Here is a 23,321-nt window from a genome sequence, read left to right as displayed (position 1 = left end):
CGGATGCCGGCAGGCCGGGGCGGTCGGCGGGTGGGTACGGCAGAAAGCCGGCCCACCAGAGGTGGACCGGCTTCATGCAGCAACCAGCAGTGGCCGCGCGCTTAGCTGTGCGTCAGCGCGAGACCTTGCCGGCCTTGATGCACGAGGTGCAAGCGTTCACGCGCTTCGGCGTCCCACCGACCACGGTACGCACGCGCTGGATGTTCGGGTTCCAGCGACGGGGCGTACGGCGGTGCGAGTGCGAGATGTTGTTGCCGAAGCCCGGCCCCTTGCCGCAGACGTCGCAGTTGGCAGCCACGGGTCACTCCAAAGACTTCAGATGCACGTACGGTTGATCCCGGCATGCCGGGATCAAGATCGTGGGATCAGAGACCTGAGTGGCGCTGCCAGGGGGATGGCCCGATGGGATCGGGCAACCGGAGCAGCATACAACGGCTGCGCCAGTACAACGAAACTACCATGGCTGCCCAGGGGTCCGGCCCCTGCCCTCTACCGGCGGACACCCGTCCACGGTCTACGCTGCGTCCCAGTCCAGCAGCTCAGGGAGGCCCAGGTGCCGCAGGTGCCGCAGACATTCTTCGATGCTCTCGCGGTCCGCACCTGGTGTGGTCTCGCGCTCCGGGCGCTGGGCCGCGCACGTGAGGAGATCGACGCGATCAACGTGTACCCGGTCGCCGACGGGGACACCGGAACCAACCTGTACCTGACCGTGGAGTCCGCCGCGACCGCCGTCGAGGCGGTGTTCACCGGTCACGCGGCCGGCTCCGCGCCCGGCGCCCCCTCACTGGCCGACGCCGCGCGCGCGATGGCGCACGGAGCGCTCATCGGCGCGCGCGGGAACTCCGGGACGATCCTGGCGCAGCTGCTGCGCGGCATGGCCCAGGTGCTCGCCGCCGAGGACGCCGACCCGCACACCGACGCGGCGGGACTGCGCCTGGCGCTGCGGCGGGCCGCCGACTCCGCCCGCCTGGCCGTGGCCCACCCGGTCGAGGGCACGGTCCTGTCGGTCGCCTCGGCCGCCGCCGACGCGGCCGCGGGGGCCGAGGGGGACTGTGGGACGGTCGCGAAGGCCGCCTACCGGGGTGCGTGCGCGGCGCTCGCCGCGACGCCGGGGCAGCTGGCCGTCCTGGAGCGTGCCGGGGTGGTGGACGCGGGCGGGCGGGGGCTGGTGGCGGTGCTCGCCGCGCTGGTGGAGACGTTCACGGGGGAGACGCCGGTCTTCGAGGGGCGTGGCCGCGACTCCTTCGGCGGGCGGGTGGGCGTCCCGGCGGACGCCGAGGTCACCGTGGTCCGCACACGTGCGGACTCCTGTGCGGACGACGACACCGAGAGCGACGGTCCGGCCTTCGAGGTGATCTACCTGCTGGAGGCCGAGGACGTGGCCGTCGACCGGCTGCGGCGGCGGCTCGACGCGCTGGGGGACTCGCTCGTCGTGGTCGGCGGCGACGGGCTGTGGAACGTGCATGTGCACGTGGACGACGCCGGCGCCGCCGTGGAGGCGGGCGTCGAGGCCGGCCGGCCGTACCGGATCCGTATCACGCACTTCGGCGCCGACGACGTGCACGCGCGCGGGGGCGAGCGTCCGCCTCGGGAGCGCGTCCAGCGGGCGGTCGTCGCCGTCGTACCCGGCGAGGGACTGGCCGGTCTGTACGCCGAGGCCGGCGCGACCGCCGTGCTCGCGCGCCCCGGAGAGCCGCCCGCCAGCGGCGAGCTGGTCCAGGCCGTGCGGCGGGCCCACGCGCGCGAGGTCGTGCTGCTGCCCAACGACGCGGACCTGCGTCACACCGCTGCCGCAGCGGCCGAGCAGGCCCGCGCGGAAGGCATCCGGGTGGCCCTCATCCCGACCCGTTCCGCGGTCCAGGGGATCGCCGCGCTGGCCGTGCACCAACCGGACCGCCGCTTCGACGAGGACGTCGTCTCGATGACCTCGGCGGCCGGCGCCACCCGCTACGCCGAGGTCACCGTCGCCGAACACCAGTCGTGGACCATGGCCGGCATCTGCCAGGCCGGTGACGTCCTCGGCCTCGTCGACGGCGACGTGGCCGTCATCGGCGCCGACGTCACCGCCACCGCCGAGACCGTCCTGGACCGCATGCTGGCGGCAGGCGGCGAACTCGTCACCCTCGTCCTCGGCGACCAGGCTCCCGAAGACGTCGCCGAACGCCTGGAGGCGCGGGTGCGGCAGGCGTACCTCGCCGTCGACACGGTGGTGTACCACGGGGGACGGCAAGGCGCGCTGCTGCTGATCGGCGTGGAGTGACGAGCGGCCGGACGCGGTGAGCGCCGCCCGTCAGCGCTCCTCCTGCCCCGCGGCCGTCTCCTGCGCCGCCTGGAGCAGCTGCTCCGCCTCCGCCCGCCGCGCCCGCGCGGTCCCCTCGTCCCCGCCCTCGAAGTCGGGGTCGGTCTCCGCGTCCGCGTACGCCCCGAGCACCGCACGCGCGCGTGCGGCCGCCTCCGCGGGACGGCCCAGGTCGGCCTCCAGCCAGCCCGCGGCCAGCTCGGCGCCGGTGCGCGGCGGCAGGGCGGCGTCCCCGAGGGAGACGAACACCGCGACCGCCTCCGACATCTGGGACAGCGCCTCCTCCATGGCGGAACGGATCGAGTCGTCGTCGGCGTCCTCGGCGGCCGAGCGGGCCAGGAGGTCGCCGAACTGACGGTGGCTGTGACCGAGTTCGAAGACCAGCCGCAGGCGCGTCTCCTCGTCGTCCGCGACCTCCAGCGCGTCGGCGCACTCCTCGACGGCGCCCGCCATCAGCTGCCGCGCCGCGTCCGTGCCGTCCTCGGTGCGCAACGCGAGCCACGCCCGCGCGCGCAAGGACCGCACCAGCCCGTGGACATTGCCCAGAGAGCGCCACAGCTCGCCCGCGCGCGCGTACGCCCGGTCCGCGTCGGCGTGCAGCCCGGCCTGGCCGAGGGACTCGGCGGCCAGGTGCGCGAGCGTCGCGTGGTCGTGCTGTTCGGGCCAGTGCCGGGCGATCTCGGCGGCCTGCAACCGGCGTTCGGCGGCGGCCCGGTGCTCGCCCAGCTCGCTCAGGCAGTCGCCGAGCCACCATTGCGTCTGGACGACCGCCCCGTCGCCATGCGTCTGCGCGGTCAGGTCCGCCAGCGCCGACTCCAGCACCTCCGCGGCCTCCGCCCACCGGCCCCGCCGCACCAGGAACCCGCCCAGCTGGTGCCGCGCCCACGCGCCGAACGTCGGGCCCTCGCCCGCCTCGTCCGCCCAGTGCGCCGCCTCCAGGGCGTGCTCGGCGGCCTCCTCCACCTGTTCCCGGCCCGCGACGACCTCGGCGAGCTGGAGGTGCAGCTGCGCGCGGCCCACCGGCTCCAGATGACCGCCACCGTGCTCCAGAGCCGCCCGCAACGCCCGCTCCGCCCCCACCATGTCGCCCAGGTGATGAGCGAGAGCGGCCAGCCTGGCCTCGTACTCCACGGCGAACCAGGGCAGCCCCGCCCCGACGAACTCCCCGGCGGCCCGCGCGAACAGCTCCGCGCCCCCCTCGGTGTCCCCCGACCTGACCGTCAGCTCCGCCAGCATCGCGTGGCCCTCGGCGACCCGCGCGACGAGCCGTACGTCGTCCCCGGCCCGCCCCTCGACGAGCGCGAGCAGCTCCCGTACGGCCGCCTCGGCCTCCGTGAGCACCTGCTCGGCGACGGGCCCGTCGGCCTCGTGGATGCGCCGCATCAGTATCCGCGCGCGGCCCATGAGGACGCCCGCCGCCTGCCGCACCTCCGTGCCGCCCTCGGCGTACAGCGCGAGAACCCGGTCGTACGGCTCGGCGACCTCGGTGAGCGCCTCGTCGATCTCTCCGGTGAGGGCGCGGACGTAGGCCGCGCGCGTGCGTGCCGCCAGAGCCTCACCGGGGTCGCCCGCCTCCGCGTACAGGCCGGCCGCCAGCTCGAACGTTTCGGCACCCTCCGGACCCAGCCCCATCGCCCGGTGGTCCGCGATCTCCGCGCGGTCGCGCGGGCCCAGCTCGGCCCCCTCCGCGGCCGCCGCCACGGCCGCCCACGCCTCCACGGCATGCGGCTGCAACGTGTCCGACAGCCGCCGCGCCCGCGCGAGCAGCGCGGGCAGATCCGGCGCGTCCGCCTCCGCCGCGGCCGTTGCCGCAGCCGGGGGAGCGACCGCGGGGGCCGCCGGCCGCACCGCGCGCACGCCCAGCGGCAGCCGCTCCACCAGCGGCTCCCGCACCATCCGCGCGCGGGCCCGCTCACTGATGTGCGACGTGCCGTTGCGCTCGTCGAAGCGCGCGGCCAGCGCGAGCGCCTCCCCGCGCGCGTGGACCGCGAGGTCCGCCGCCGTCCAGGCCCGCCCGGCCGGCCCGGGCACCCGCTGCCCGCCCAGGCCCAGCGCGGACAGCCGCTCCATGAGCAGCACGACCACGCTCAGGAAGTCGAGCTTGCTGCGCGGCTGCCCCTCGTCCGTGAAGTACGCCGGGCGCTCCGCGAGCAGCTCCAGGCCCCGCGCCTCGTTGCCGGTCAGCGCGCAGAACTCCACATGGTCGGCGTAGGCGCCCCGCATGCTCTCCATGGCCCGCACCAGCCGGAAGCCGCGCAGGTGATGGGCGCGCGCCTCCTCCGGGCGGCCCAGTCGCAGCAGCGGCAGCAAGGACGACGCGAGCACGGTGTGCGGCTCGTGCGCGCACGTGTACGACCCCTCCAGCACGGGCGCCCACAGCTCCAGGGCCTCGGCGTCCCGGCCCCGCTCCGCCCGCCACCAGCCCTGGCCGTGCAGCTCGCACGCGTGACAGTCGGCCATGCTGTCGCGGTCCGCGGCCAGCCAGGCGGCGAACGCCCGCTCGGCCCGTTCCTCGTCCCCGACATGCGCGGCCACACTGAACTCGGCGCTGCGCACGGCCCGCTCGGAGTGCCCGGCGAGCCGGTACCGGTGCTCCATCTCGCCGAGCCACTTCTCCACCGACGCCAGCGGAACGTGCGGCTGGTCGAGCATGCCGGCCGACATCCACTTGAACACCCAGTGCAGCGCGTGCGTCTCGTGCGCGTCGAAGTCCTCGGGCCGTTCGTCCCACATGCGCAGCAGGCGCGCGAACGGGACGAACATCTTGTCCTTCTCGGAGCTGTAGTTGTAGACCTTCAGCTGGTGTCCGAGCGCCTCGATCACGGCCAGCGGGATGTTCAGCTTCTCGGCCTCGGCGAGCAGCAGCTCCGCGCGCGCGTTGCGGGCCGGGCCCTCCGGCTGCTCGCCGTTGTCCGCCATCGCCCGGCGCAGGGAGTCGAAGTCCGTGATCGCGGTCATCGCCGGCCGTCCTCCTCAGGTGTGGCTTCCCCGTGCGTGGCCCACTCCAGCAGGCCGATGAACGCCCGGTTCAGGAGCGCGGAGTCCGCCGGCCGCAGCGGCCGCTGCGCCATCAGCAGCGCCTGCCCGTACAGCGACTCCGTGGCGGTGCCGATCAGCTCGGCGTCCCGCAGGGAACTGATCCGCCGGATCAGCGGGTTGAGGTGATTGAGCACCAGACGCGCGCGCGGGGCGCTGCCGCGCAGCGAGCCCAGGATGCCCGCCCACAGGTCGTCGGCCTGCGACTCGGCGTCCGCCCGAGCCTGCTCGTGCCGGGCCGCCCGGTCGTCCAGGTGCAGCGCGGGCACCGACAGCGGGTGGAAGGAGCGCAGGACGACGTCACAGCCCAGTGGATCGAGCTTCGCCCGCGCGGCCGCCAGGAAACCCGACAGCGCCAGCTCCTCAGCCGCGTCCACGGCGTCCAGGTGCGCGGTCACGGTGTCCGCGTCCAGCTCGGCGACCACCGTGCCCGGCCGCACCGACGGCAGCGCCTCCACCAGCTCCGTGTCGTACGTGTAACCGCCGTTGATCACACCGACACCCTGCGCGGACGCGATCGGCGCGACCTGCCGGTACTCCTCCACGGTCCGCGTGAAGTGCACCACCGGATGCCGCTGCGCGAACTCCTCCAGCGACAGCCGCCCGTCCGTCGTCTCGAACGGCAGCCACGGCAGCATCGTCCGCAGCATCTCCGCGTCGTGCCGCGCCAGGGACTTCACCCCCAGGTGGTGCACGGCGAGGAACGCCGCCAGCCGCCCCGGATCCCCGGCGGCCAGCCCCGTCAGCCACGCCCGTATCCGCTCGCCCAGCGCCTCCCGTACGGCCGCGAGCGTCTCGTCCTCGTACAGCGACTCGCGCGAGGCCGTGGGCCGCAGACTGTCGGTGTCCAGGACACAGCGCACGAAGAACGCCCAGTCGGGCAACAGCTGTTCGGCCCGTTCCGTCAGCAACATGCCCTTGAGGTGCACGCGGTGACCCGCCCGCTGGGCCGGACTGACCGCGGCCGGCAGCACGTACGCCACTCCGCGGATCCCCGCGAGCGGCACGTTCAGCTCGATCGAGTCCAACGGCGTGAACCCGAACAGCTCGTGACAGTGCCGGGCCAGCGCCACCCGCCGGTTCGCGGGTGAGGCGTACGGCCGGTCCCAGGGCGCCGGCAGATCGGTGACCGCCTCCCCGCCTACCTTGACGTCGTACGGCAGCAGCGAGCCGAAGTCGCGCGCCAGCTGAAGAACCCGCTGCTCGGTGAGCCACTCCGCGGCACCGGCCCGCGCCACCAGGTGCACGGTCGTGCCCGGCTCGGGGCGCTCCTCGTGGGGCAGCGTCCGCACGGTGTACGAACCGTCGTCGCGGGCCGTCCACTCCACCGGGGGCGCACCGGGCGTACGGGAACTGCGGCTGACCACCCGGATGCGCTCGGCGACCACGAAGCAGGCCAGCAGTCCGATGCCGAACTGCCCGAGGAAGTCGGAGCGGGCCTCCTGGAGCCCGTCCGCCCGCTTGGAGCTGCGTCCGATGGTGGCCAGCAGGCTGTGCACGTCGGACTCGGTGAGTCCGACACCGGAGTCCTCCACCCGCAGCTCCCCGTCCACGGCGAACAGCCGCACCCGTGCCGGGGCTCCGGGCTCCTCCGCCCGCCGGGCGGTGATGGCGTCCACGGCGTTCTGGAGCAGCTCGCGCAGATAGACCCTGGGACTGGAGTAGAGGTGGTGGGACAGCAGGTCCACGAGACCGCGCAGGTCGACCTGGAAGGTGTGAGGTGACGGGGATGCCTGGGATGACGGTGAGGTCTGGGAGTCCATCGCTGCTGCGCCGTGGCTTGGGGAGGGTCGACGGCGCGGGGTCGGGCGGTCCCGGTGGGGCGGTGACCGCGGGGGATGGCCGGAGCGCGTCATCCTAGAGCCCGAACGACCCACCTGACCAGGGGTTTCGGGACACGTATACGGCGATGTCAGTGGGGTGGTGTGCAATGGATCCGTGCCCGCGCTCGAAGAACCGCTCAAAAAGGTGCTTGGCCCACCGACCGCGAAGGTGATGGCCGAGCACCTCGGCCTGCACACCGTCGGCGACCTCCTGCACCATTACCCGCGCAGATACGAGGAGCGTGGCCAGCTCACGCACCTCGCCGACCTCCCGATGGACGAGCACGTCACCGTGGTCGCCCAGGTCGCCGACGCCCGTCTGCACACCTTCGCCTCGTCCAAGGCCCCCCGCGGCAAGGGCCAGCGGCTCGAGGTCACCATCACGGACGGCAGCGGCCGCCTCCAGCTGGTCTTCTTCGGCAACGGCGTGCACAAGCCCCACAAGGAACTCCTGCCGGGCACCCGCGCGATGTTCTCCGGCAAGGTGTCCCTCTTCAACCGTCGCCTCCAGCTGGCCCATCCGGCGTACGAACTGCTGCGCGGCGACACCGACGAAACCGTCGAGACCTGGGCCGGAGCCCTCATCCCGATCTATCCGGCCACCGCCAAGCTCGAGTCCTGGAAGATCGGCAAGGCGATCCAGACGGTCCTGCCCAGTGCCCTGGAAGCCGTCGACCCGCTCCCGGACTCCCTGCGCGAGGGGCGCGGCCTGCTCGCCCTCCCCGAAGCCCTCCTCAAGATCCACCGCCCGCACACCAAGGCCGATGTCGACGACGCCCGCGCCCGCCTGAAGTGGGACGAGGCCTTCGTCCTCCAGGTCGCCCTGGCCCGCCGCCGCCACGCGGACGCCCAACTCCCGGCCGTCCCCCGCGAGCCCGCCCCGGATGGCCTGCTGTCCGCCTTCGACGACCGCCTCCCCTTCACCCTCACCGAGGGCCAGCGGAAGGTCTCGAAGGAGATCTTCGACGACCTGGCGACGAACCACCCGATGCACCGCCTGCTCCAGGGGGAGGTCGGCTCGGGCAAGGCCCAGCCACTCGACTCACTCGTGCTCACGCCCGCCGGTTTCCGCCGCATGGGGGATATGGAGGTGGGCGACGAGATCGTCGTGCCGGACGGCGAGATCGCGGTGATCGACGGTGTGTTCCCACAAGGGGAGCGAGACGTCTGGCGCCTCGTTCTGTGCGACGGCAGCTCCGTCGAATGCGACGACGAACACCTCTGGATCGTCGGTACGAGCCACGGCCGGCATCATGGACAAGCTGCCAAGGTCATGACGACCCGCGAGATCCGCCTGGACACGTTCACGCCCGACGGATCCTCCAAGTGGTGCATCCCGGCGGCGACACCGGTCGACCTCGGCGACGACTCGGGACTGCCACTGGATCCCTACCTGCTCGGCCTGCTGCTGGGGGACGGCTCGTTCCGCCACGACCTCCGGCTGTCCGCGATCGACCCCGAGCTCCGCGATGCCGTGACGGCGGCCGTGGCCCCCGAGTGCCGACCGGTGCCCGTGGAGGGCTCTGGCCGCGACTGCACGATCGAGCTGACGACGCGGGCCGCGGGCGCGCGGAATCCCGTGATCCAGGCCCTGCGTGAGCTGCACCTGTGGGACCGGACCTCGCACGCCAAGTTCGTCCCGGACGAGTTCAAGAACACCTCGGTCAAGAACCGTCTCGCCCTGCTGCAAGGGCTGCTGGACACGGACGGCACCGTCCACCCCGATGGCATGAGCGTCTCCCTCCGCTCGGCGTCGGAAAGGCTCGCGGACGACGTCGCATGGATCGTGCGCTCACTGGGCGGCCGAGCGAGGGTCCTGCCGACGCGAGCCGCCTTCGACGTCTCGGTGTCCCTGCCCGAGCACCACCCACCGTTCCGGCTGACCCGCAAGGCGAACCGCGTACGCCCGCGTCCGAAGGACGACACCTTCCGACGCGGGATCCGCGCCGTCGAGTACGTCGGACGCAAGCCGGTGAAGTGCATCAGCGTCGCTCACCCGAGCCGGGCCTACGTCACCGACAACTTCACGGTCACGCACAACACCATGGTGGCCCTGCGCGCCATGCTCGCCGTCGTCGACGCCGGCGGGCAGGCCGCCATGCTCGCGCCCACCGAGGTCCTCGCCCAGCAGCACCACCGCTCCGTGGTGGAGATGATGGGGGAGCTGGCCGAGGGCGGGATGCTCGGCGGAGTCGAGAACGCCACCAAGGTCGTGCTCCTCACCGGCTCGATGGGGGCCGCGGGACGGCGCCAGGCTCTGCTCGACCTCGTCACCGGCGAGGCCGGCATCGTCATCGGCACCCACGCGCTGATCGAGGACAAGGTGCAGTTCCACGATCTGGGGCTGGTCGTGGTCGACGAACAGCACCGGTTCGGCGTCGAGCAGCGGGACGCCCTGCGCGGCAAGGGCAAGCAGCCTCCGCACCTGCTCGTCATGACCGCCACGCCCATCCCGCGCACGGTCGCCATGACGGTCTTCGGCGACCTGGAGACCTCCGTCCTGGACGAGCTCCCGGCCGGACGTTCCCCCATCGCCAGCCATGTCGTCCCCGCCGCCGACAAACCGCACTTCCTGGCCCGCGCCTGGGAGCGGGTCCGCGAGGAGGTCGAGGCCGGCCATCAGGCGTACGTGGTCTGTCCCCGCATCGGCGACGAGGAGGACGCCCCCGGCAAGGCCAGGAAGAAGACCCCGGAGGACGAGGCCGAGAAGCGCCCGCCGCTCGCCGTCCTGGAGGTGGCCGACCAGCTCGCCAAGGGCCCGCTCCAGGGGCTCGAGGTCGAGGTGCTGCACGGCCGTATGCCTCCCGACGACAAGGACGCCGTCATGCGGCGCTTCGCCGCCGGCGACACCGACGTCCTCGTGGCCACGACCGTCATCGAGGTCGGGGTCAACGTGCCGAACGCCACCGCGATGGTGATCATGGATGCCGATCGCTTCGGCGTCTCCCAGCTGCACCAGCTGCGCGGGCGGGTCGGCCGCGGCTCGGCCCCCGGACTCTGTCTCCTCGTCACCGAGATGCCCGAGGCCAGCCCGGCCCGCCAGCGCCTCCACGCGGTCGCCACCACGCTCGACGGCTTCGAGCTGTCCCGCATCGACCTCGAACAGCGCCGCGAGGGCGATGTCCTGGGCCAGGCCCAGTCCGGGGCCCGCTCCAGCCTGCGCGTCCTCGCCGTCATCGAGGACGAGGAGGTCATCGCCGAGGCGAGGCAGGAGGCGGCACAGGTGGTCGCCTCCGACCCGGAGCTGGCCGCCTACCCGGGCCTGCGCACAGCCCTGGACGCCCTCCTGGACGCGGAGCGGGAGCAGTACCTGGAAAAGGGCTGAGCCGGATCGACCTCGGAGGCGCGGGGAACCGCGCGACCAGCCACAATGAACCCAAACACGCTCACAACCTAGGACCGAAGATGACCCGCGTGATCGCCGGCAAGGCCGGCGGACGTCGCCTGGCCGTCCCGCCAGGGACCGGCACCCGCCCCACTTCCGACCGCGCACGCGAGGCTCTCTTCTCCACCTGGCAGTCCTTGCTGGGCGGCGCCCCCCTCGACGGCGAACGCGTCCTCGACCTGTACGCCGGCTCCGGCGCCGTAGGGCTGGAGGCCCTCTCCCGCGGCGCGGGCCACACCCTGCTCGTCGAGGCCGACGCCCGAGCGGCCCGCACGATCCGGGAGAACGTGAGGACCCTCGGCCTGCCCGGCGCGGAGGTCCGGGCCGGCAAGGCCCGGCAGATCGTCCAGACGCCGCCGGCCGAGCCGTACGACCTCGTCTTCCTCGACCCCCCGTACGCCGTCACGGACGACGATCTTCGGGAGATCCTGCTCACACTCCGCTCGGAGGGGTGGCTCGCGGAGGAAGCCCTCGTCACCGTGGAGCGCAGCACCAGAGGCGGCGTCTTCGACTGGCCGGACGGCTTCGAAGCGATCCGGTCCCGTCGCTACGGCGAGGGAACGTTTTGGTACGGTCGCGCCGCCTCTACGTGCGAAGACGCACGATGACCGGACCGGAGAGCGAGGGATCTCAAGTGCGCCGCGCCGTCTGTCCCGGGTCGTTCGACCCGATCACCAACGGACATCTCGACATCATTTCCCGCGCCTCCCGTCTGTACGACGAGGTCTACGTCGCGGTGATGATCAACAAGTCCAAGAAGGGCCTGTTCGAGATCGACGAGCGGATCGACCTGATCCGCCAGGTGACCGCCGAGTACGGAAACGTCCGTGTCGAGGCCTTCCACGGCCTCCTCGTCGACTTCTGCAAGCAGCGCGAGATCCCGGCCATCGTCAAGGGCCTGCGCGCGGTCAGCGACTTCGACTACGAGTTGCAGATGGCCCAGATGAACAACGGCCTCTCCGGTGTCGAGACGCTGTTCGTCCCCACCAACCCCACCTACAGCTTCCTGTCGTCCTCCCTGGTCAAGGAGGTCGCGACCTGGGGTGGCGACGTGTCCCACCTGGTCCCGCCGCCCGTCCTCGAAGCACTCACCGAGCGCCTGCGCAAGGACTGACTGAACACCTGCGCGAGGACCGGGAACCTGACGTCCCGTCACTCGGTGTCCGGCGGACACCTCATGGCCGTACAGTCGTTGCGTCCGTCTCCAACACAGCAGCAGGAAGTGGCGAGCAACCGGTGGACGTGCAGAAGAAGCTCGACGAGATCGTCACCACGGTCTCCAGTGCCCGGTCGATGCCGATGTCGGCCTCGTGCGTGGTCAACCGCGCGGAACTGCTCGCCATGCTCGAAGAGGTGCGCGCGGCCCTGCCCGACTCCCTCGCCCAGGCCCGCGAGCTGATCGGCGGACGCGAGCAGATGGTCGAGCAGGCCCGCCAGGAGGCCGAGCGGATCATCTCCACCGCGCACGCCGAGCGCGGCTCCCTGATCTCCGACACCGAGATCGCCCGCCGCTCCCAGGCCGAGGCCGACCGCATCCTCGCCGAGGCTCGCAAGGAGGCCGAGGACATCCGCGCCGAGGCCGACGACTACGTCGACTCCAAGCTCGCCAACTTCGAGGTCGTCCTCACCAAGACCCTCGGTTCCGTCGGCCGCGGCCGCGAGAAGCTCCTCGGAACCGGGCCGGGCGTGGACGAGCGGGGCCACGAGGACGAGGACGCCCCCCAGCGCAGCCACGACCCCGAGACCCTGCGCCGCGACGCCGACGCCTACGTCGACGTCAAGCTGGGCGCCTTCGAGGCGGTCCTGGCCAAAACCCTGGACGCCGTGGGCCGCGGCCGGCAGAAGTTGCACGGCCGGATCGCCAGCGACGACCTCGGCGCCCTCGCCGACGACGACACGACCTTCCAGCACTCCTCCGACGCCGACTACCTCGCCGACCTCGCCGCCCTCACGGAGCAGGAGACCGCGGCCGAGCAGCCCCCGCAGCGCTCGTACGAGCAGCCGCAGGAGGCCTATGCCTACCAGCAGCAAGCGGACCCGTACGGCTACCAGCAGCAGGGCTACGACCGGCAGCAGGACGCCTACGGCTACCAGCAGGCCGATCCGTACGCCCCCTACCAGGGCTACGACACCCAGCAGGCGCCGTACGACCCGCAGCAGGCCGTCCAGCAGCAGCCCCAGGCGCCCCAGCAGGAGCAGCAGGAGTACGCCCTCGACGAGACCAGTCTGTTCGACACAGGCATGATCAGTGCCGAGCAACTGCGCGCCTACGAACAGGGCCGCGGCCTGTAGGAGCCGCGGTCCGCAGCGGGGTCGCGGACACCGGATTGGGCTGTGAGGCAATGCTCCAGTATCCTGGCTCTTCGGTCGCGTGTAGGTCCGCGATCGCTGCTGCCCGCAACACCTGAGGGCGGCGGCCCCCTCAGCACGGAAGATCGAAAGCAGGAATGGCCCTGAACGCCCGCCTCGACCACCGCAACCCTCTCGTGTTCGACACACACGAGCTGGGGCGGCGTCCTGGCGCGCTGCAGCGCCTGTCCCGTGAGATCGAAGCCCCCGCGGATCTCGGGATCCAGGGGGTCATCGGAGTGCCGGAAGGTGCCCCGGTGAAGCTGGAACTGCGACTCGAGTCGGTCATGGACGGAGTGCTTGTCACAGGCACCGCCCGTGCACAGGCCGAGGGGGAGTGCGTAAGGTGTCTGGAGCCGGTCGAGCTGGAGCTCGAAGCGGATTTCCAGGAGATGTTCTCGTACCCTGACGCCGACGACCGGGGCCGCGTGAAGGCGGAGCCGGCCGACGACGCCGAGGAAGACGAGGACAGGCTCTTTCTCGAGGACGGCTTGTTCGACCTCGAGCCTGTGCTGCGTGATGCGGTGGTGCTCGCACTGCCGATGCAGCCGGTGTGCCAGGACGACTGCCCAGGATTGTGTGCCGAGTGCGGAGCACGCCTTGCGGACGACCCGGACCACCACCATGACGCCGTCGACATCCGTTGGGCGGCACTGCAGGGACTCGCCGGTTCACTCGAAGACGGCGAGAAGGACGAGATGAGTGGCGAAGCGCCTCGATCGGCGCGCGCCAACGAGAAGCAGGAGAAGTAGCCGTGGCTGTTCCGAAGCGGAAGATGTCGCGCAGCAACACGCGCCACCGCCGGTCGCAGTGGAAGGCTGCGGTCCCCACCCTGGTTGCGTGCGAGCGCTGCCACGAGCCCAAGCTGCAGCACATCGCGTGCCCGTCTTGCGGCACCTACAACAAGCGCCAGGTCCTCGAGGTCTGAGCGGCCGGTGAGAGGCTCCATGTCTGACGCCAAGGCGGATTCAGTCGCCAAGAAAAAGGCGGACAACACGGCCTCGTCCCACACGCTTCTGGAAGGGCGGCTCGGCTATCAGCTCGAGTCCGCCCTTCTGGTGCGTGCGCTGACCCACCGTTCCTACGCATACGAGAACGGCGGCCTGCCGACGAACGAGCGGCTGGAGTTCCTCGGGGACTCCGTGCTCGGCCTCGTCGTCACGGACACGCTGTACCGCACCCACCCCGACCTGCCCGAAGGCCAACTGGCCAAGTTGCGGGCCGCGGTGGTCAACTCGCGTGCGCTGGCGGAGGTCGGTCGTGGCCTCGACCTGGGCTCCTTCATCCGGCTCGGCCGGGGCGAAGAGGGCACGGGCGGCCGGGACAAGGCGTCCATCCTCGCCGACACCCTTGAAGCGGTGATCGGCGCGGTCTATCTCGACCAGGGCCTCGACGCGGCCTCCGAACTGGTGCACCGCCTGTTCGACCCGCTGATCGAGAAGTCCTCTAACCTCGGAGCGGGCCTGGACTGGAAGACCAGTCTCCAGGAGCTGACCGCGACCGAAGGGCTCGGTGTGCCCGAGTACCTGGTCACGGAGACCGGCCCCGATCACGAGAAGACCTTCACTGCTGCCGCCCGCGTCGGAGGCGTCTCGTACGGCACCGGCACCGGCCGCAGCAAGAAGGAGGCGGAGCAGCAGGCCGCCGAGTCCGCGTGGCGGTCCATCCGGACCGCGGCGGACGAGCGCGCCCAGGCTGAAGCGCGGGCCTCGGCTCGGGCCGTCGTGCCCGCGGACGGCCCCGCGGAGCAGGAATCCGCCTCCGCGTGACAGTACTGGCCCCACCCGCCAGGACTGCCACGCAGGAGTGACAGCACCACGTGCACCGAGCGCCCGCCCCGCCACAGGGGCGGGCGCTCGGGCCGTACCCAGAGGGAGTGACGGGTCCTCATGCCCGAGTTGCCCGAGGTCGAGGTCGTCCGGCGCGGCCTGGAGCGGTGGGTCGCCCATCGCACGGTCGCCGAGGCCGAAGTGCTGCACCCGCGTGCCGTACGACGACATGTGGCCGGCGCCGACGACTTCACGCACCGCCTCGAGGGCCACCGGATCGGTGCCCCGAGCCGCCGCGGCAAGTATCTGTGGCTGCCGCTGGAGGACACCCCGCAGGCGATCCTGGCGCACCTCGGCATGAGCGGTCAGCTCCTGGTGCGACCGCAGGGGGCACCCGACGAGAAGCATCTGCGCATCCGGGTCCGCTTCGCCGACGCGCTGACTCCGGCCTCCCCCACGCTCGGCTCGGCTCCGACGGGAGGCGACCCACTCGCTGCCGGCGCCACCGAGCTGCGCTTCGTCGACCAGCGCACCTTCGGCGGCCTGTCGCTGCACGACACCACCCCCGACGGGCTGCCCGACGTCATCGCGCACATCGCCCGCGACCCCCTCGACCCGCTGTTCGACGACGAGGCCTTCCACCAGGCCCTTCGGCGCAAGCGCAGCACGGTCAAACGAGCCCTGCTCGACCAGTCGCTGATCAGCGGCGTCGGCAACATCTACGCCGACGAGGCGCTCTGGCGCTCCCGCCTCCACTACGACCGCCCCACGGCCGGCTTCACCCGCCCGCGCACCCTCGAACTGCTCGGCCACATCCGGGACGTGATGAACGCGGCCCTCGCCGTCGGCGGCACCAGCTTCGACAGCCTGTACGTCAACGTCAACGGCGAGTCGGGCTATTTCGACCGGTCACTGGACGCCTACGGACGTGAGGGGCTGCCGTGCAGGCGCTGCGGCACACCGATGCGCCGACGTCCCTGGATGAACCGGTCCAGCTACTTCTGCCCGAAGTGTCAGAGGCCGCCGCGCGTCTCGTCGTAGCGCCCGCGGGAGGCCAGCACCTCGTCCATCCGTCCCTCCACCAGGTGGATCAGGCCGAGGAGCCGCTCGGCGACCTCGTGGCCGAGGGGGGTCAGTTCGTAGTCCACGCGGGGCGGGTTGGTCGGCTGTGCCTCGCGGTGCACCAGGCCGTCACGCTCCAGGGCGTGCAGCGTCTGGGAGAGCATCTTCTCGCTGACGCCGTCGATGCGCCGGCGCAGTTCGTTGAAGCGCAGCGAACCCTGGTGCAGGGCTCCCAGGGTGAGAGCGCCCCAGCGTCCCGTCACATGCTCCAGCGTGCCGCGCGAGGGACAGGCCTTGGCGAACACGTTGTACGGGAGATCCTGCTCCGGGGTGCGCTCCTGAATGCCGGTCATGACTCAAGCGTACTCGAACGCAGCGCTAACCGGCAGGTTGCACTAACCCTTGGTTAGTGCTTTCCTTTCGTCATCGGCGATGAGCTGCTTACCCGCTTTCGTCGACTCCCCTTTCCTGTCCTGAGGAGTACGCACGTGACCACCCCCGTTGTCTCCATCGCCTACCACTCCGGCTACGGCCACACCGCCGTCATCGCGGAGGCAGTCCGCTCCGGCGCCGTGCAGGCCGGTGCCGAGGTGCACCTGATCAAGGTCGACGAGATCACCGAGGAGCAGTGGGCGGTGCTCGACCGGTCGGACGCGATCGTGTTCGGCTCGCCCACCTACATGGGCACCGCGTCGGCCGCCTTCCACACCTTCGCCGAGGCGACCTCCGCCCGCTGGGCCACCCAGGACTGGAAGGACAAGCTGGCCGCGGGCTTCACCAACTCCGGTTCCAAGAGCGGCGACAAGCTGCACACTTTGCAGTTCTTCCAGATCCTGGCCGCACAGCTCGGCATGCACTGGGTCAACCTGGGCCTCCTCCCCGGCTGGAACAGCAGCACGGGCTCCGAGACCGACCTCAACCGCCTCGGCGTCTTCCTCGGCGCGGCCGCCCAGACCAACGTCGACGAGGGTCCCGACGCCGTCCACAAGGCGGACATCGCCACGGCGGATCACCTGGGCCGCCGGGTCACGGAGACCGCGAAGATCCTCGCCGCGGGCCGCGCCGCCTTGGCCGCCTAGGGACCTTCGTCCGTATCAGGCCGCCGGATCCCGGCGCCGGGCACCACTGCTAGTAGCCGAAGTCCTGCGTCCACCACGGACCGCCGGAACCGAGGTGCACTCCGACGCCCAGGGTCTTGAAGTCGCAGTTCAGAATGTTGGCGCGGTGACCGGGGCTGTTCATCCAGGCCTCCATCACCGCCGCCGCGTCGGCCTGGCCGCGGGCTATGTTCTCGCCGCCGAGGTCGGATATGCCGGCCTTGCCGGCGCGGTCCCACGGGGTCGCACCGTCCGGGTCGGTGTGGTCGAAGAAGCCGCGGGCCGCCATGTCCTCGCTGAACCTCTGGGCGAGATCGGCGAGCGAGCTGTTCGCGGAGACGGCACTACAGCCGACCTTGGCGCGCTCCTCGTTGACGAGTTGCAACACCTCGGCCGCGGCCTGGACCTCCGCCGAGACCGCCACCGGCGCCTGGGACTTCGCCGGCGCCTTCGTGGCCGCCCTGGACGGGGTCCTCTTCGGCTCCTTCGTGGGGGTGGCCTTCGGCTTCTCGGTGGTCGCCGACGCGCTCGGCGACGCGGTCGAGGCCGACGGGGAGGGCGAGGCGGAGGCCGAGGTCGGGGCGGAGGCCGAGGGCGAGGTGGAACGGCCGGCGTCGCGGCTGGTCGACGTACGGTCGCGGTCGGTCTCGGCGGAGCCGGAGGTGCCGCCCTGCTCGGAGGCCGAGTTGGTGGGGGAGTCGGCGGCCTGGACCCGGTCGCCGGCGCCGCCGCCCAGCTGGTAGTTGTCGAGGCCGGGCACCACGCCCGTGGCCACCGCGACCGTGCCGAGAGCGACCGCCGCGGACATCCCGAGCAGACCGGTCCTGACCGGCGTCACGGCCTTCCGCTTGCGACGGCGGCCCGCGCCGCCCCGGCCGCCACCGACGCGCGGCGAGCCGCCGTGCGGTGATCCGCCGCCCGGCGTGAAGCCGTCGGACGCGAAGCGGTCGGACCCGAAGCGGTCCGGGGCGAGGACCGCGGTGTCGTCGGCGGCGCGCGTGCGGTCGTCGTCCGGGGCGAACAGGTACTCCTGGCTCCGGGCGACCGTGTCGGCGTACGCCTCCGGGTTCAGGTAGGGCGCGATGCCCATCGTGGGGTGGTCGCCGCCGTACGCGTCCCGCCACGAGCGGCCTTCCGGGTGCGAGCCGTCGGTGTGGCCGGCCGCCGTGGCGCGGCCGGCGGCGGAGCGTCGGTGGCGTCCCATGTTCTGGCCTTCCTCGTCCAACTGGTCCGGGCGGGGTCCCCGTCTCCTGGTGCGTGCGGGGCCCCGTGGTCGACCGGCGCCGGTGCGGCGCGTGACTCCTCATGGTCAACCTGACTCACTCGATCGAGTGAGTTTCATATGAGATTCATTGGGTCGGGACGGTACCGCATGCCGCTGGGGGAGGAAGTGTCCCGAGTGACTTCGCCTGGTTAGGTTGCGTCCATGAGCGAGGATGTACGGCTGGTCGCCTGGGTGCGCGGACACGTCCAGGGCGTGGGTTTCCGCTGGTTCACGCGGGCGAAGGCGCTGGAGATCGGCGGCCTGAGTGGTTTTGCTCTCAATTTGGGCGACGGACGGGTGCAGGTGGTCGCCGAGGGTGCCCGAGCGGGCTGCGAAGGACTGCTGGACTGGTTGCGGAGCGACGACACGCCCGGACGCGTGGACGGAGTAACAGAGATATGGGACACACCCCGGGGCGGCTACGACGGCTTCGCGGTGCGCTGACCCGGCGCGCGGCGCCGCCGCGCGAAGGCGGACGGGCCGGCGACCGGCACCCGGCCGCAACAGAAACCGGCAGGTCGTTGCCGAGAATCGCTTGCATCGACAGGCCCCGCACGCAAGGATGATCGCCACGCCCCGAGGGTCCCGCAGGTGTCGCAGCGCCGCCGTGTCAGGCCGCGCGCACAGGGTTGCCCGCCAATACGGGGCGTGATCGTGTTGACCGTCAAACATTTTGGTGAGACGCTGAAAGCACCCCGCGCACCTAGCTGTTTGGCATGGATGAACGGCAACACCAAACAAGATCCGGTCAACACCGCGGGTGCGAATCCCTCACGACCCACACCGCTTCGGTCGGTCACTCATTGTGGAGGACCATCCATCATGGCAAAGGCGCTTCTCGGTTACGTCGGCGGCTCCGACCCGCGGCTCCTCGCCGAGATGCGACGGCTCCAGCAGCGAGTCCAGGACCTGGAAAACGAGCTCGGACGCATCCAGGCCGAGAACGACGCTCTGACGGCTGCCGCTTCTCACGACAGGTTCATGGAGAGCATCGACGCACACCAGGCGGAGCCTGCGCTCACCTGATCGCTGCACTGCTCCACAACAGCACACGCAGTGGTCGGGCGGCTCATGAAACCGCGTCGGACCGCTAAATCTGCAGAATGTGCAAGGGACGCTTCGGCGTCCCTTCTTTCTTTTCTCGTGTTTCCCCCGTGCATCCTTTCCCTGCTGTCAACGTCTGGTCTGCCCTCCGCGTTCATGGGTGAAACCGCGGGTTCATGGAGTGAGACATCGACGGGCGGTAGAGTCCAGCGGCGTGCACCTCAAGGCCCTGACCCTGCGAGGGTTCAAGTCGTTCGCCTCCGCGACCACACTCCGGTTCGAGCCGGGCATCACGTGCGTCGTCGGGCCCAACGGCTCGGGCAAGTCCAACGTCGTGGACGCCCTCAGCTGGGTCATGGGCGAGCAGGGTGCCAAGTCGTTGCGCGGCGGCAAGATGGAGGACGTCATCTTCGCCGGCACCACCGGCCGCCCCCCGCTGGGCCGCGCCGAGGTGTCGCTCACCATCGACAACTCCGACGGGGCCCTGCCCATCGAGTACGCCGAGGTCACCATCACGCGGATCATGTTCCGCAACGGCGGCAGCGAGTACCAGATCAACGGCGACACCTGCCGGCTCCTCGACATCCAGGACCTCCTGTCCGACTCCGGCATCGGCCGAGAGATGCACGTCATCGTCGGCCAGGGCCAGCTCGACTCCGTACTGCACGCCGACCCCATGGGGCGCCGCGCGTTCATCGAGGAGGCCGCGGGCGTCCTCAAGCACCGCAAGCGCAAGGAGAAGGCGCTGCGGAAACTGGACGCGATGCGGGCGAACCTCGCGCGCGTGCAGGACCTGACCGACGAGCTGCGCAGACAGCTGAAGCCGTTGGGCCGCCAGGCCGCCGTCGCCCGGCGCGCCGCCGTCATCCAGGCCGACCTGCGCGACGCCCGCCTGCGCCTTCTCGCCGACGACCTCGTACGGCTGCGCGAGGCGCTCAGGTCGGAGATCGCCGACGAGGCGGCCCTCAAGGAACGCAAGGACGCCGCCGAGCAGGAACTGCGCAAGGCCCTCCGGCGCGAGGCCTTGCTGGAGGACGAGGTCCGCCGGCTCGCGCCCCGACTCCAACGGGCCCAGCAGACCTGGTACGAGCTGTCCCAGTTCGCCGAACGCGTCCGCGGGACGGTCTCGCTGGCCGACGCCCGCGTGAAGAGCGCCACCTCCGCGCCCCCCGAGGAACGGCGCGGCCGCGACCCCGAGGACCTGGAGCGCGAGGCCGCCCGCGTCCGCGAACAGGAGGCGGAACTGGAGGCCGCCCTCGAGGCGGCCCAGCACGCCCTCGACGACACCGTCTCCCACCGTGCCGACCTGGAGCGCGAGCTGGCCGTCGAGGAGCGGCGGCTGAAGGACGTCGCCCGCGCGATCGCCGACCGGCGTGAGGGGCTCGCCCGGTTGCACGGCCAGGTCAACGCGTCCCGCTCGCGCGCCGCGTCCGCCCAGGCCGAGATCGGCCGCCTGGCGTCCGCCCGCGACGAGGCGCGGGAGCGGGCGGTCACGGCACAGGAGGAGTACGAGGCCCTCAAGGCGGAGGTAGACGGGCTGGACGCGGGCGACCGGGAACTGGGCGAGCGGCACGACGAGGCCAAGCGGCGCCTCGCCGAGGCCGAGACCGCCCTGACCGCCGCCCGCGAGGCCGTCACCGCGGGCGAACGCCGGCGCGCCGCCACCCAGGCCCGCCACGAGACCCTGGCCATGGGCCTGCGCCGCAAGGACGGCACGGGCGCACTCCTCGACGCGCGGGACCGCTTCACCGGCCTGCTGGGCCCGGCCGCGGAGTTCCTCACCATCACCCCCGGCCACGAGGTCGCACTCGCCGCGGCCCTCGGCGCCGCCGCCGACGCCCTCGCCGTCACCACTCCGTCCGCCGCCGCGGAAGCCATCCGCCTCCTGCGCAAGCAGGACGCGGGCCGGGCGGCGCTCCTGCTGGCGGGCGCACCCGAGGAGCCGCCGCCCGCAGGACCGGTGGCCGCCGACGGTCCCGTGGACGGCGGGCGGTCGCCGGCCATGGGGGCAGGGGCGTCGGCGGGGGGTGTGGAGCCGGACGCCGGTGCCCGTCGGGCGGCGTCCCCGGGTGCCGGGCCGGTGGGCAGCCCGCCGGCCCTGGCGGGAGCCCCGGGCGCCGGTGCCGTGGCGTCGGCTGCCGTCGAGGGGGCGGCCCGTGCCAGGGCCGTGGCGCCCACCGCGGTCGGCGCCCCCTTCGCCGCCGACCTGGTCCGTGCCCCCTCCGAGCTGCTGCCCGCCGTACGTCGGCTGTTGCGGGGCGTTGTCGTCGTCGGGACGTTGGAGGACGCCGAGGATCTCGTCCACGCGCGGCCCGAGCTGACCGCCGTCACGGCCGAAGGCGACCTGCTGGGGGCGCACTTCGCGCAGGGCGGGTCCGCCGGAGCGCCCAGTCTCCTGGAGGTGCGGGCCTCCGTCGACGAGGCCGCCGCCGAGCTGAAGGAGCTGGCGGAGCGGTGCGAGATGCTGACCGAGGCGCAGCGTGCCGCGGGGGAGCGGCGCCGGGAGTGCGCCGCGTCCGTCGAGGAGCTGGGGGAGCGGCGGCGGGCCGCCGACCGGGAGAAGTCCGCCGTCGCCCAGCAGCTCGGGCGGCTCGCCGGGCAGGCGCGCGGTGCCGCCGGGGAGGCCGAGCGGTCCGCCGCCGCGGCCGCCCGTGCGCAGGAGGCGCTCGACCGGGCCGTGGCGGAGGCGGAGGAGCTGGCCGAGCGGCTGGCCGTCGCCGAGGAGATGCCGGTCGAGGAGGAGCCCGACACCTCCGCGCGGGACCGGCTCGCCGCCGACGGGGCGAACGCGCGGCAGACGGAGATGGAGGCGCGGCTCCAGGTCCGTACGCACGAGGAGCGGGTCAAGGGGCTCGCCGGACGGGCCGACTCGCTGGACCGGGCCGCGCGGGCGGAACGCGAGGCACGCGCGCGTGCCGAGCAGCGCCGGGCGCGGCTGCGGCACGAGGCCGCCGTCGCCGGGGCCGTCGCCGTCGGCGCGCGACAGCTGCTCACGCACGTCGAGGTGTCGCTCGGCCGGGCCGAGCGGGAGCGGGTCGCCGCTGACGCCGCCAAGGCGCGGCGGGAGCAGGAGCTGGCCGCCGCGCGGACCGCGGGTCGCGACCTCAAGGCCGAACTCGACAAGCTGACGGACTCGGTCCACCGGGGAGAGGTGCTCGGGGCCGAGAAGCGGTTGCGGATCGAGCAGCTGGAGACGAAGGCGCTGGAGGAGCTGGGCGTCGAGCCCGCGGGCCTGGTGTCCGAGTACGGTCCGCACCAGCCGGTGCCGCCGTCGCCGCCCGCCGAGGGCGAGGAGCTGCCGGAAAACCCCGAGGACCCGCGCAACCAGCCCCGGCCCTTCGTCCGGGCGGAGCAGGAGAAGCGGTTGAGGGCGGCCGAGCGCGCGTACCAGCAGCTCGGGAAGGTGAATCCGCTCGCCCTGGAGGAGTTCGCCGCGCTGGAGGAGCGCCACCAGTTCCTCGGTGAGCAGCTGGAGGATCTGAGGAAGACGCGCGCCGACCTGCTCCAGGTGGTGAAGGAGGTCGACGAGCGCGTCGAGCAGGTCTTCAGCGAGGCGTTCCGCGACACCGCCCGTGAGTTCGAGGGCGTGTTCAGCCGGCTGTTCCCCGGCGGCGAGGGGCGGTTGATCCTGACGGACCCCGACAACATGCTCACCACGGGGGTGGACGTGGAGGCCCGGCCGCCCGGCAAGAAGGTCAAGCGGCTCAGTCTGCTCTCGGGCGGCGAGCGGTCGCTGACGGCCGTCGCGATGCTCGTGTCGATCTTCAAGGCCCGGCCCAGCCCGTTCTACGTCATGGACGAGGTCGAGGCCGCCCTCGACGACACCAACCTCCAGCGGCTCATCCGGATCATGCAGGAGCTCCAGGAGTCCTCGCAGCTGATCGTGATCACGCACCAGAAGCGCACGATGGAGGTCGCCGACGCGCTCTACGGCGTCTCCATGCAGGGCGACGGTGTGTCGAAGGTCATCTCGCAGCGCCTTCGCTGATCCCCGTGCCGTCTACATCTACCGTGACCAGCCCCTTTGTCATCCCTTCAAGAAATGAACACGGAGTCCCCGCGGTCGGGGGGAAGGTCACTGACTGGTGAACTATTGACTTCGAAACTTGAAGGCATAGTCTCTGCAACGTTGCTTTTACCTTCAGGTGGGAGCGGCGTTGATCCCCGCGCCACTCGAACCCTCACCTGACAGG

18 protein-coding genes are annotated in these 23,321 nt (G+C 72.0%); 13 read left to right on the top strand and 5 right to left on the bottom strand.

The window, feature by feature from the left end; translation table 11 throughout:
• Positions 1-112: 112 nt before the first annotated feature.
• A complete protein-coding gene (rpmB, locus tag ACZ5Y0_RS23850; RefSeq protein WP_004924906.1) occupies positions 113-298 on the bottom strand; it encodes a 50S ribosomal protein L28 in 186 nt (61 codons plus the stop codon).
• Positions 299-553: 255 nt separating this feature from the next.
• Here rpmB and ACZ5Y0_RS23845 point away from each other — a divergent pair, with 255 nt between their 5' ends.
• The gene (locus ACZ5Y0_RS23845; RefSeq protein WP_469130706.1) at positions 554-2,260 is read left to right on the top strand and encodes a DAK2 domain-containing protein; all 1,707 of its coding nucleotides are present in this window, start codon (positions 554-556) and stop codon (positions 2,258-2,260) included.
• Positions 2,261-2,290: 30 nt separating this feature from the next.
• Here ACZ5Y0_RS23845 and ACZ5Y0_RS23840 read toward each other — a convergent pair whose 3' ends face one another.
• Together ACZ5Y0_RS23840 and ACZ5Y0_RS23835 are read right to left on the bottom strand one after the other, a co-directional pair.
• On the bottom strand, positions 2,291-5,257 hold the full coding sequence (locus tag ACZ5Y0_RS23840; RefSeq protein ID WP_469130705.1) for a tetratricopeptide repeat protein: 2,967 nt from the start codon (positions 5,255-5,257) through the stop codon (positions 2,291-2,293).
• Positions 5,254-7,098, bottom strand: coding sequence for an HSP90 family protein (locus tag ACZ5Y0_RS23835; RefSeq protein WP_469130704.1), 1,845 nt, complete (start codon positions 7,096-7,098; stop codon positions 5,254-5,256). The genes ACZ5Y0_RS23840 and ACZ5Y0_RS23835 overlap by 4 nt, the downstream gene beginning before the upstream one ends.
• Before the next feature lie 232 nt (positions 7,099-7,330).
• Between ACZ5Y0_RS23835 and ACZ5Y0_RS23830 the strand changes: the two genes are divergently transcribed.
• The 8 genes from ACZ5Y0_RS23830 (at position 7,331) to mutM (ending at position 15,702) form a co-directional block, all read left to right on the top strand.
• Complete coding sequence (locus ACZ5Y0_RS23830; RefSeq protein ID WP_469130734.1) at positions 7,331-10,483, top strand: helicase-related protein; 3,153 nt, start codon at positions 7,331-7,333, stop codon at positions 10,481-10,483.
• 80 nt (positions 10,484-10,563) lie between these two features.
• Positions 10,564-11,151, top strand: coding sequence for a 16S rRNA (guanine(966)-N(2))-methyltransferase RsmD (gene rsmD / locus ACZ5Y0_RS23825; protein WP_469130703.1), 588 nt, complete (start codon positions 10,564-10,566; stop codon positions 11,149-11,151).
• A gap of 26 nt (positions 11,152-11,177) precedes the next feature.
• Positions 11,178-11,657, top strand: coding sequence for a pantetheine-phosphate adenylyltransferase (coaD, locus tag ACZ5Y0_RS23820; protein WP_469130733.1), 480 nt, complete (start codon positions 11,178-11,180; stop codon positions 11,655-11,657).
• 122 nt (positions 11,658-11,779) lie between these two features.
• Positions 11,780-12,835, top strand: coding sequence for an ATP synthase F0 subunit B (locus ACZ5Y0_RS23815; protein WP_469130702.1), 1,056 nt, complete (start codon positions 11,780-11,782; stop codon positions 12,833-12,835).
• Between the two features lie 155 nt (positions 12,836-12,990).
• Positions 12,991-13,644, top strand: coding sequence for a YceD family protein (locus ACZ5Y0_RS23810; protein WP_469130701.1), 654 nt, complete (start codon positions 12,991-12,993; stop codon positions 13,642-13,644).
• A 2-nt stretch (positions 13,645-13,646) separates the two neighbouring features.
• Positions 13,647-13,820 carry a 50S ribosomal protein L32 gene (gene rpmF, locus ACZ5Y0_RS23805; RefSeq protein ID WP_007493396.1) on the top strand — a complete coding sequence of 58 codons (174 nt, stop codon included), beginning with the start codon at positions 13,647-13,649 and terminating at the stop codon, positions 13,818-13,820.
• Positions 13,821-13,827: 7 nt separating this feature from the next.
• Positions 13,828-14,661: a ribonuclease III gene (rnc, locus tag ACZ5Y0_RS23800; protein ID WP_469130700.1), complete on the top strand. Its 834-nt coding sequence runs from the start codon at positions 13,828-13,830 to the stop codon at positions 14,659-14,661.
• A 120-nt stretch (positions 14,662-14,781) separates the two neighbouring features.
• On the top strand, positions 14,782-15,702 hold the full coding sequence (mutM, locus tag ACZ5Y0_RS23795) for a bifunctional DNA-formamidopyrimidine glycosylase/DNA-(apurinic or apyrimidinic site) lyase (RefSeq protein ID WP_469130699.1): 921 nt from the start codon (positions 14,782-14,784) through the stop codon (positions 15,700-15,702).
• Here the strand turns inward: mutM and ACZ5Y0_RS23790 are convergent.
• On the bottom strand, positions 15,675-16,076 hold the full coding sequence (locus ACZ5Y0_RS23790) for a winged helix-turn-helix transcriptional regulator (protein ID WP_469130698.1): 402 nt from the start codon (positions 16,074-16,076) through the stop codon (positions 15,675-15,677). The two genes, mutM and ACZ5Y0_RS23790, sit on opposite strands and share 28 nt — an antisense overlap.
• 135 nt (positions 16,077-16,211) lie before the next feature.
• Between ACZ5Y0_RS23790 and ACZ5Y0_RS23785 the strand changes: the two genes are divergently transcribed.
• The gene (locus ACZ5Y0_RS23785; protein WP_469130697.1) at positions 16,212-16,802 is read left to right on the top strand and encodes a flavodoxin family protein; all 591 of its coding nucleotides are present in this window, start codon (positions 16,212-16,214) and stop codon (positions 16,800-16,802) included.
• Positions 16,803-16,851: 49 nt separating this feature from the next.
• On the opposite strand, the gene ACZ5Y0_RS23780 is transcribed toward ACZ5Y0_RS23785, so the two are convergent.
• Positions 16,852-18,024, bottom strand: a complete 1,173-nt coding sequence (locus ACZ5Y0_RS23780; protein WP_469130696.1) for a CAP domain-containing protein — start codon at positions 18,022-18,024, stop codon at positions 16,852-16,854.
• A gap of 222 nt (positions 18,025-18,246) precedes the next feature.
• On the opposite strand from ACZ5Y0_RS23780, the gene ACZ5Y0_RS23775 reads away from it, so the two are divergent.
• The 3 genes from ACZ5Y0_RS23775 to ACZ5Y0_RS23765 all read left to right on the top strand — a co-directional run bounded on the left by ACZ5Y0_RS23775 (position 18,247) and on the right by ACZ5Y0_RS23765 (position 23,116).
• Positions 18,247-18,528: an acylphosphatase gene (locus tag ACZ5Y0_RS23775; protein ID WP_469130695.1), complete on the top strand. Its 282-nt coding sequence runs from the start codon at positions 18,247-18,249 to the stop codon at positions 18,526-18,528.
• A gap of 378 nt (positions 18,529-18,906) precedes the next feature.
• A complete protein-coding gene (locus ACZ5Y0_RS23770; protein ID WP_073491170.1) occupies positions 18,907-19,110 on the top strand; it encodes a hypothetical protein in 204 nt (67 codons plus the stop codon).
• 232 nt (positions 19,111-19,342) lie between these two features.
• Positions 19,343-23,116: an AAA family ATPase gene (locus tag ACZ5Y0_RS23765; protein ID WP_469130694.1), complete on the top strand. Its 3,774-nt coding sequence runs from the start codon at positions 19,343-19,345 to the stop codon at positions 23,114-23,116.
• Positions 23,117-23,321: the final 205 nt, after the last annotated feature.

It is taken from the genome of Streptomyces sp. NPDC033216, assembly GCF_055577115.1.
The sequence above is the reverse complement of the archived record's forward strand: the minus strand, read 5'-3'. Positions and strand labels throughout refer to the sequence as shown.

Bases quoted from the DNA above. Each gene is read 5' to 3' on its own strand.
- rsmD (WP_469130703.1), top strand. From the start codon at position 10,564: ATGACCCGCGTGATCGCCGGCAAGGCCGGCGGACGTCGCCTGGCCGTC.
- ACZ5Y0_RS23840 (WP_469130705.1), bottom strand. From the start codon at position 5,257: ATGACCGCGATCACGGACTTCGACTCCCTGCGCCGGGCGATGGCGGAC.
- ACZ5Y0_RS23810 (WP_469130701.1), top strand. From the start codon at position 12,991: ATGGCCCTGAACGCCCGCCTCGACCACCGCAACCCTCTCGTGTTCGAC.
- mutM (WP_469130699.1), top strand. From the start codon at position 14,782: ATGCCCGAGTTGCCCGAGGTCGAGGTCGTCCGGCGCGGCCTGGAGCGG.
- ACZ5Y0_RS23770 (WP_073491170.1), top strand. From the start codon at position 18,907: ATGGCAAAGGCGCTTCTCGGTTACGTCGGCGGCTCCGACCCGCGGCTC.
- ACZ5Y0_RS23830 (WP_469130734.1), top strand. From the start codon at position 7,331: ATGGCCGAGCACCTCGGCCTGCACACCGTCGGCGACCTCCTGCACCAT.
- ACZ5Y0_RS23780 (WP_469130696.1), bottom strand. From the start codon at position 18,024: ATGGGACGCCACCGACGCTCCGCCGCCGGCCGCGCCACGGCGGCCGGC.
- ACZ5Y0_RS23790 (WP_469130698.1), bottom strand. From the start codon at position 16,076: ATGACCGGCATTCAGGAGCGCACCCCGGAGCAGGATCTCCCGTACAAC.
- ACZ5Y0_RS23835 (WP_469130704.1), bottom strand. From the start codon at position 7,098: ATGGACTCCCAGACCTCACCGTCATCCCAGGCATCCCCGTCACCTCAC.
- ACZ5Y0_RS23775 (WP_469130695.1), top strand. From the start codon at position 18,247: ATGAGCGAGGATGTACGGCTGGTCGCCTGGGTGCGCGGACACGTCCAG.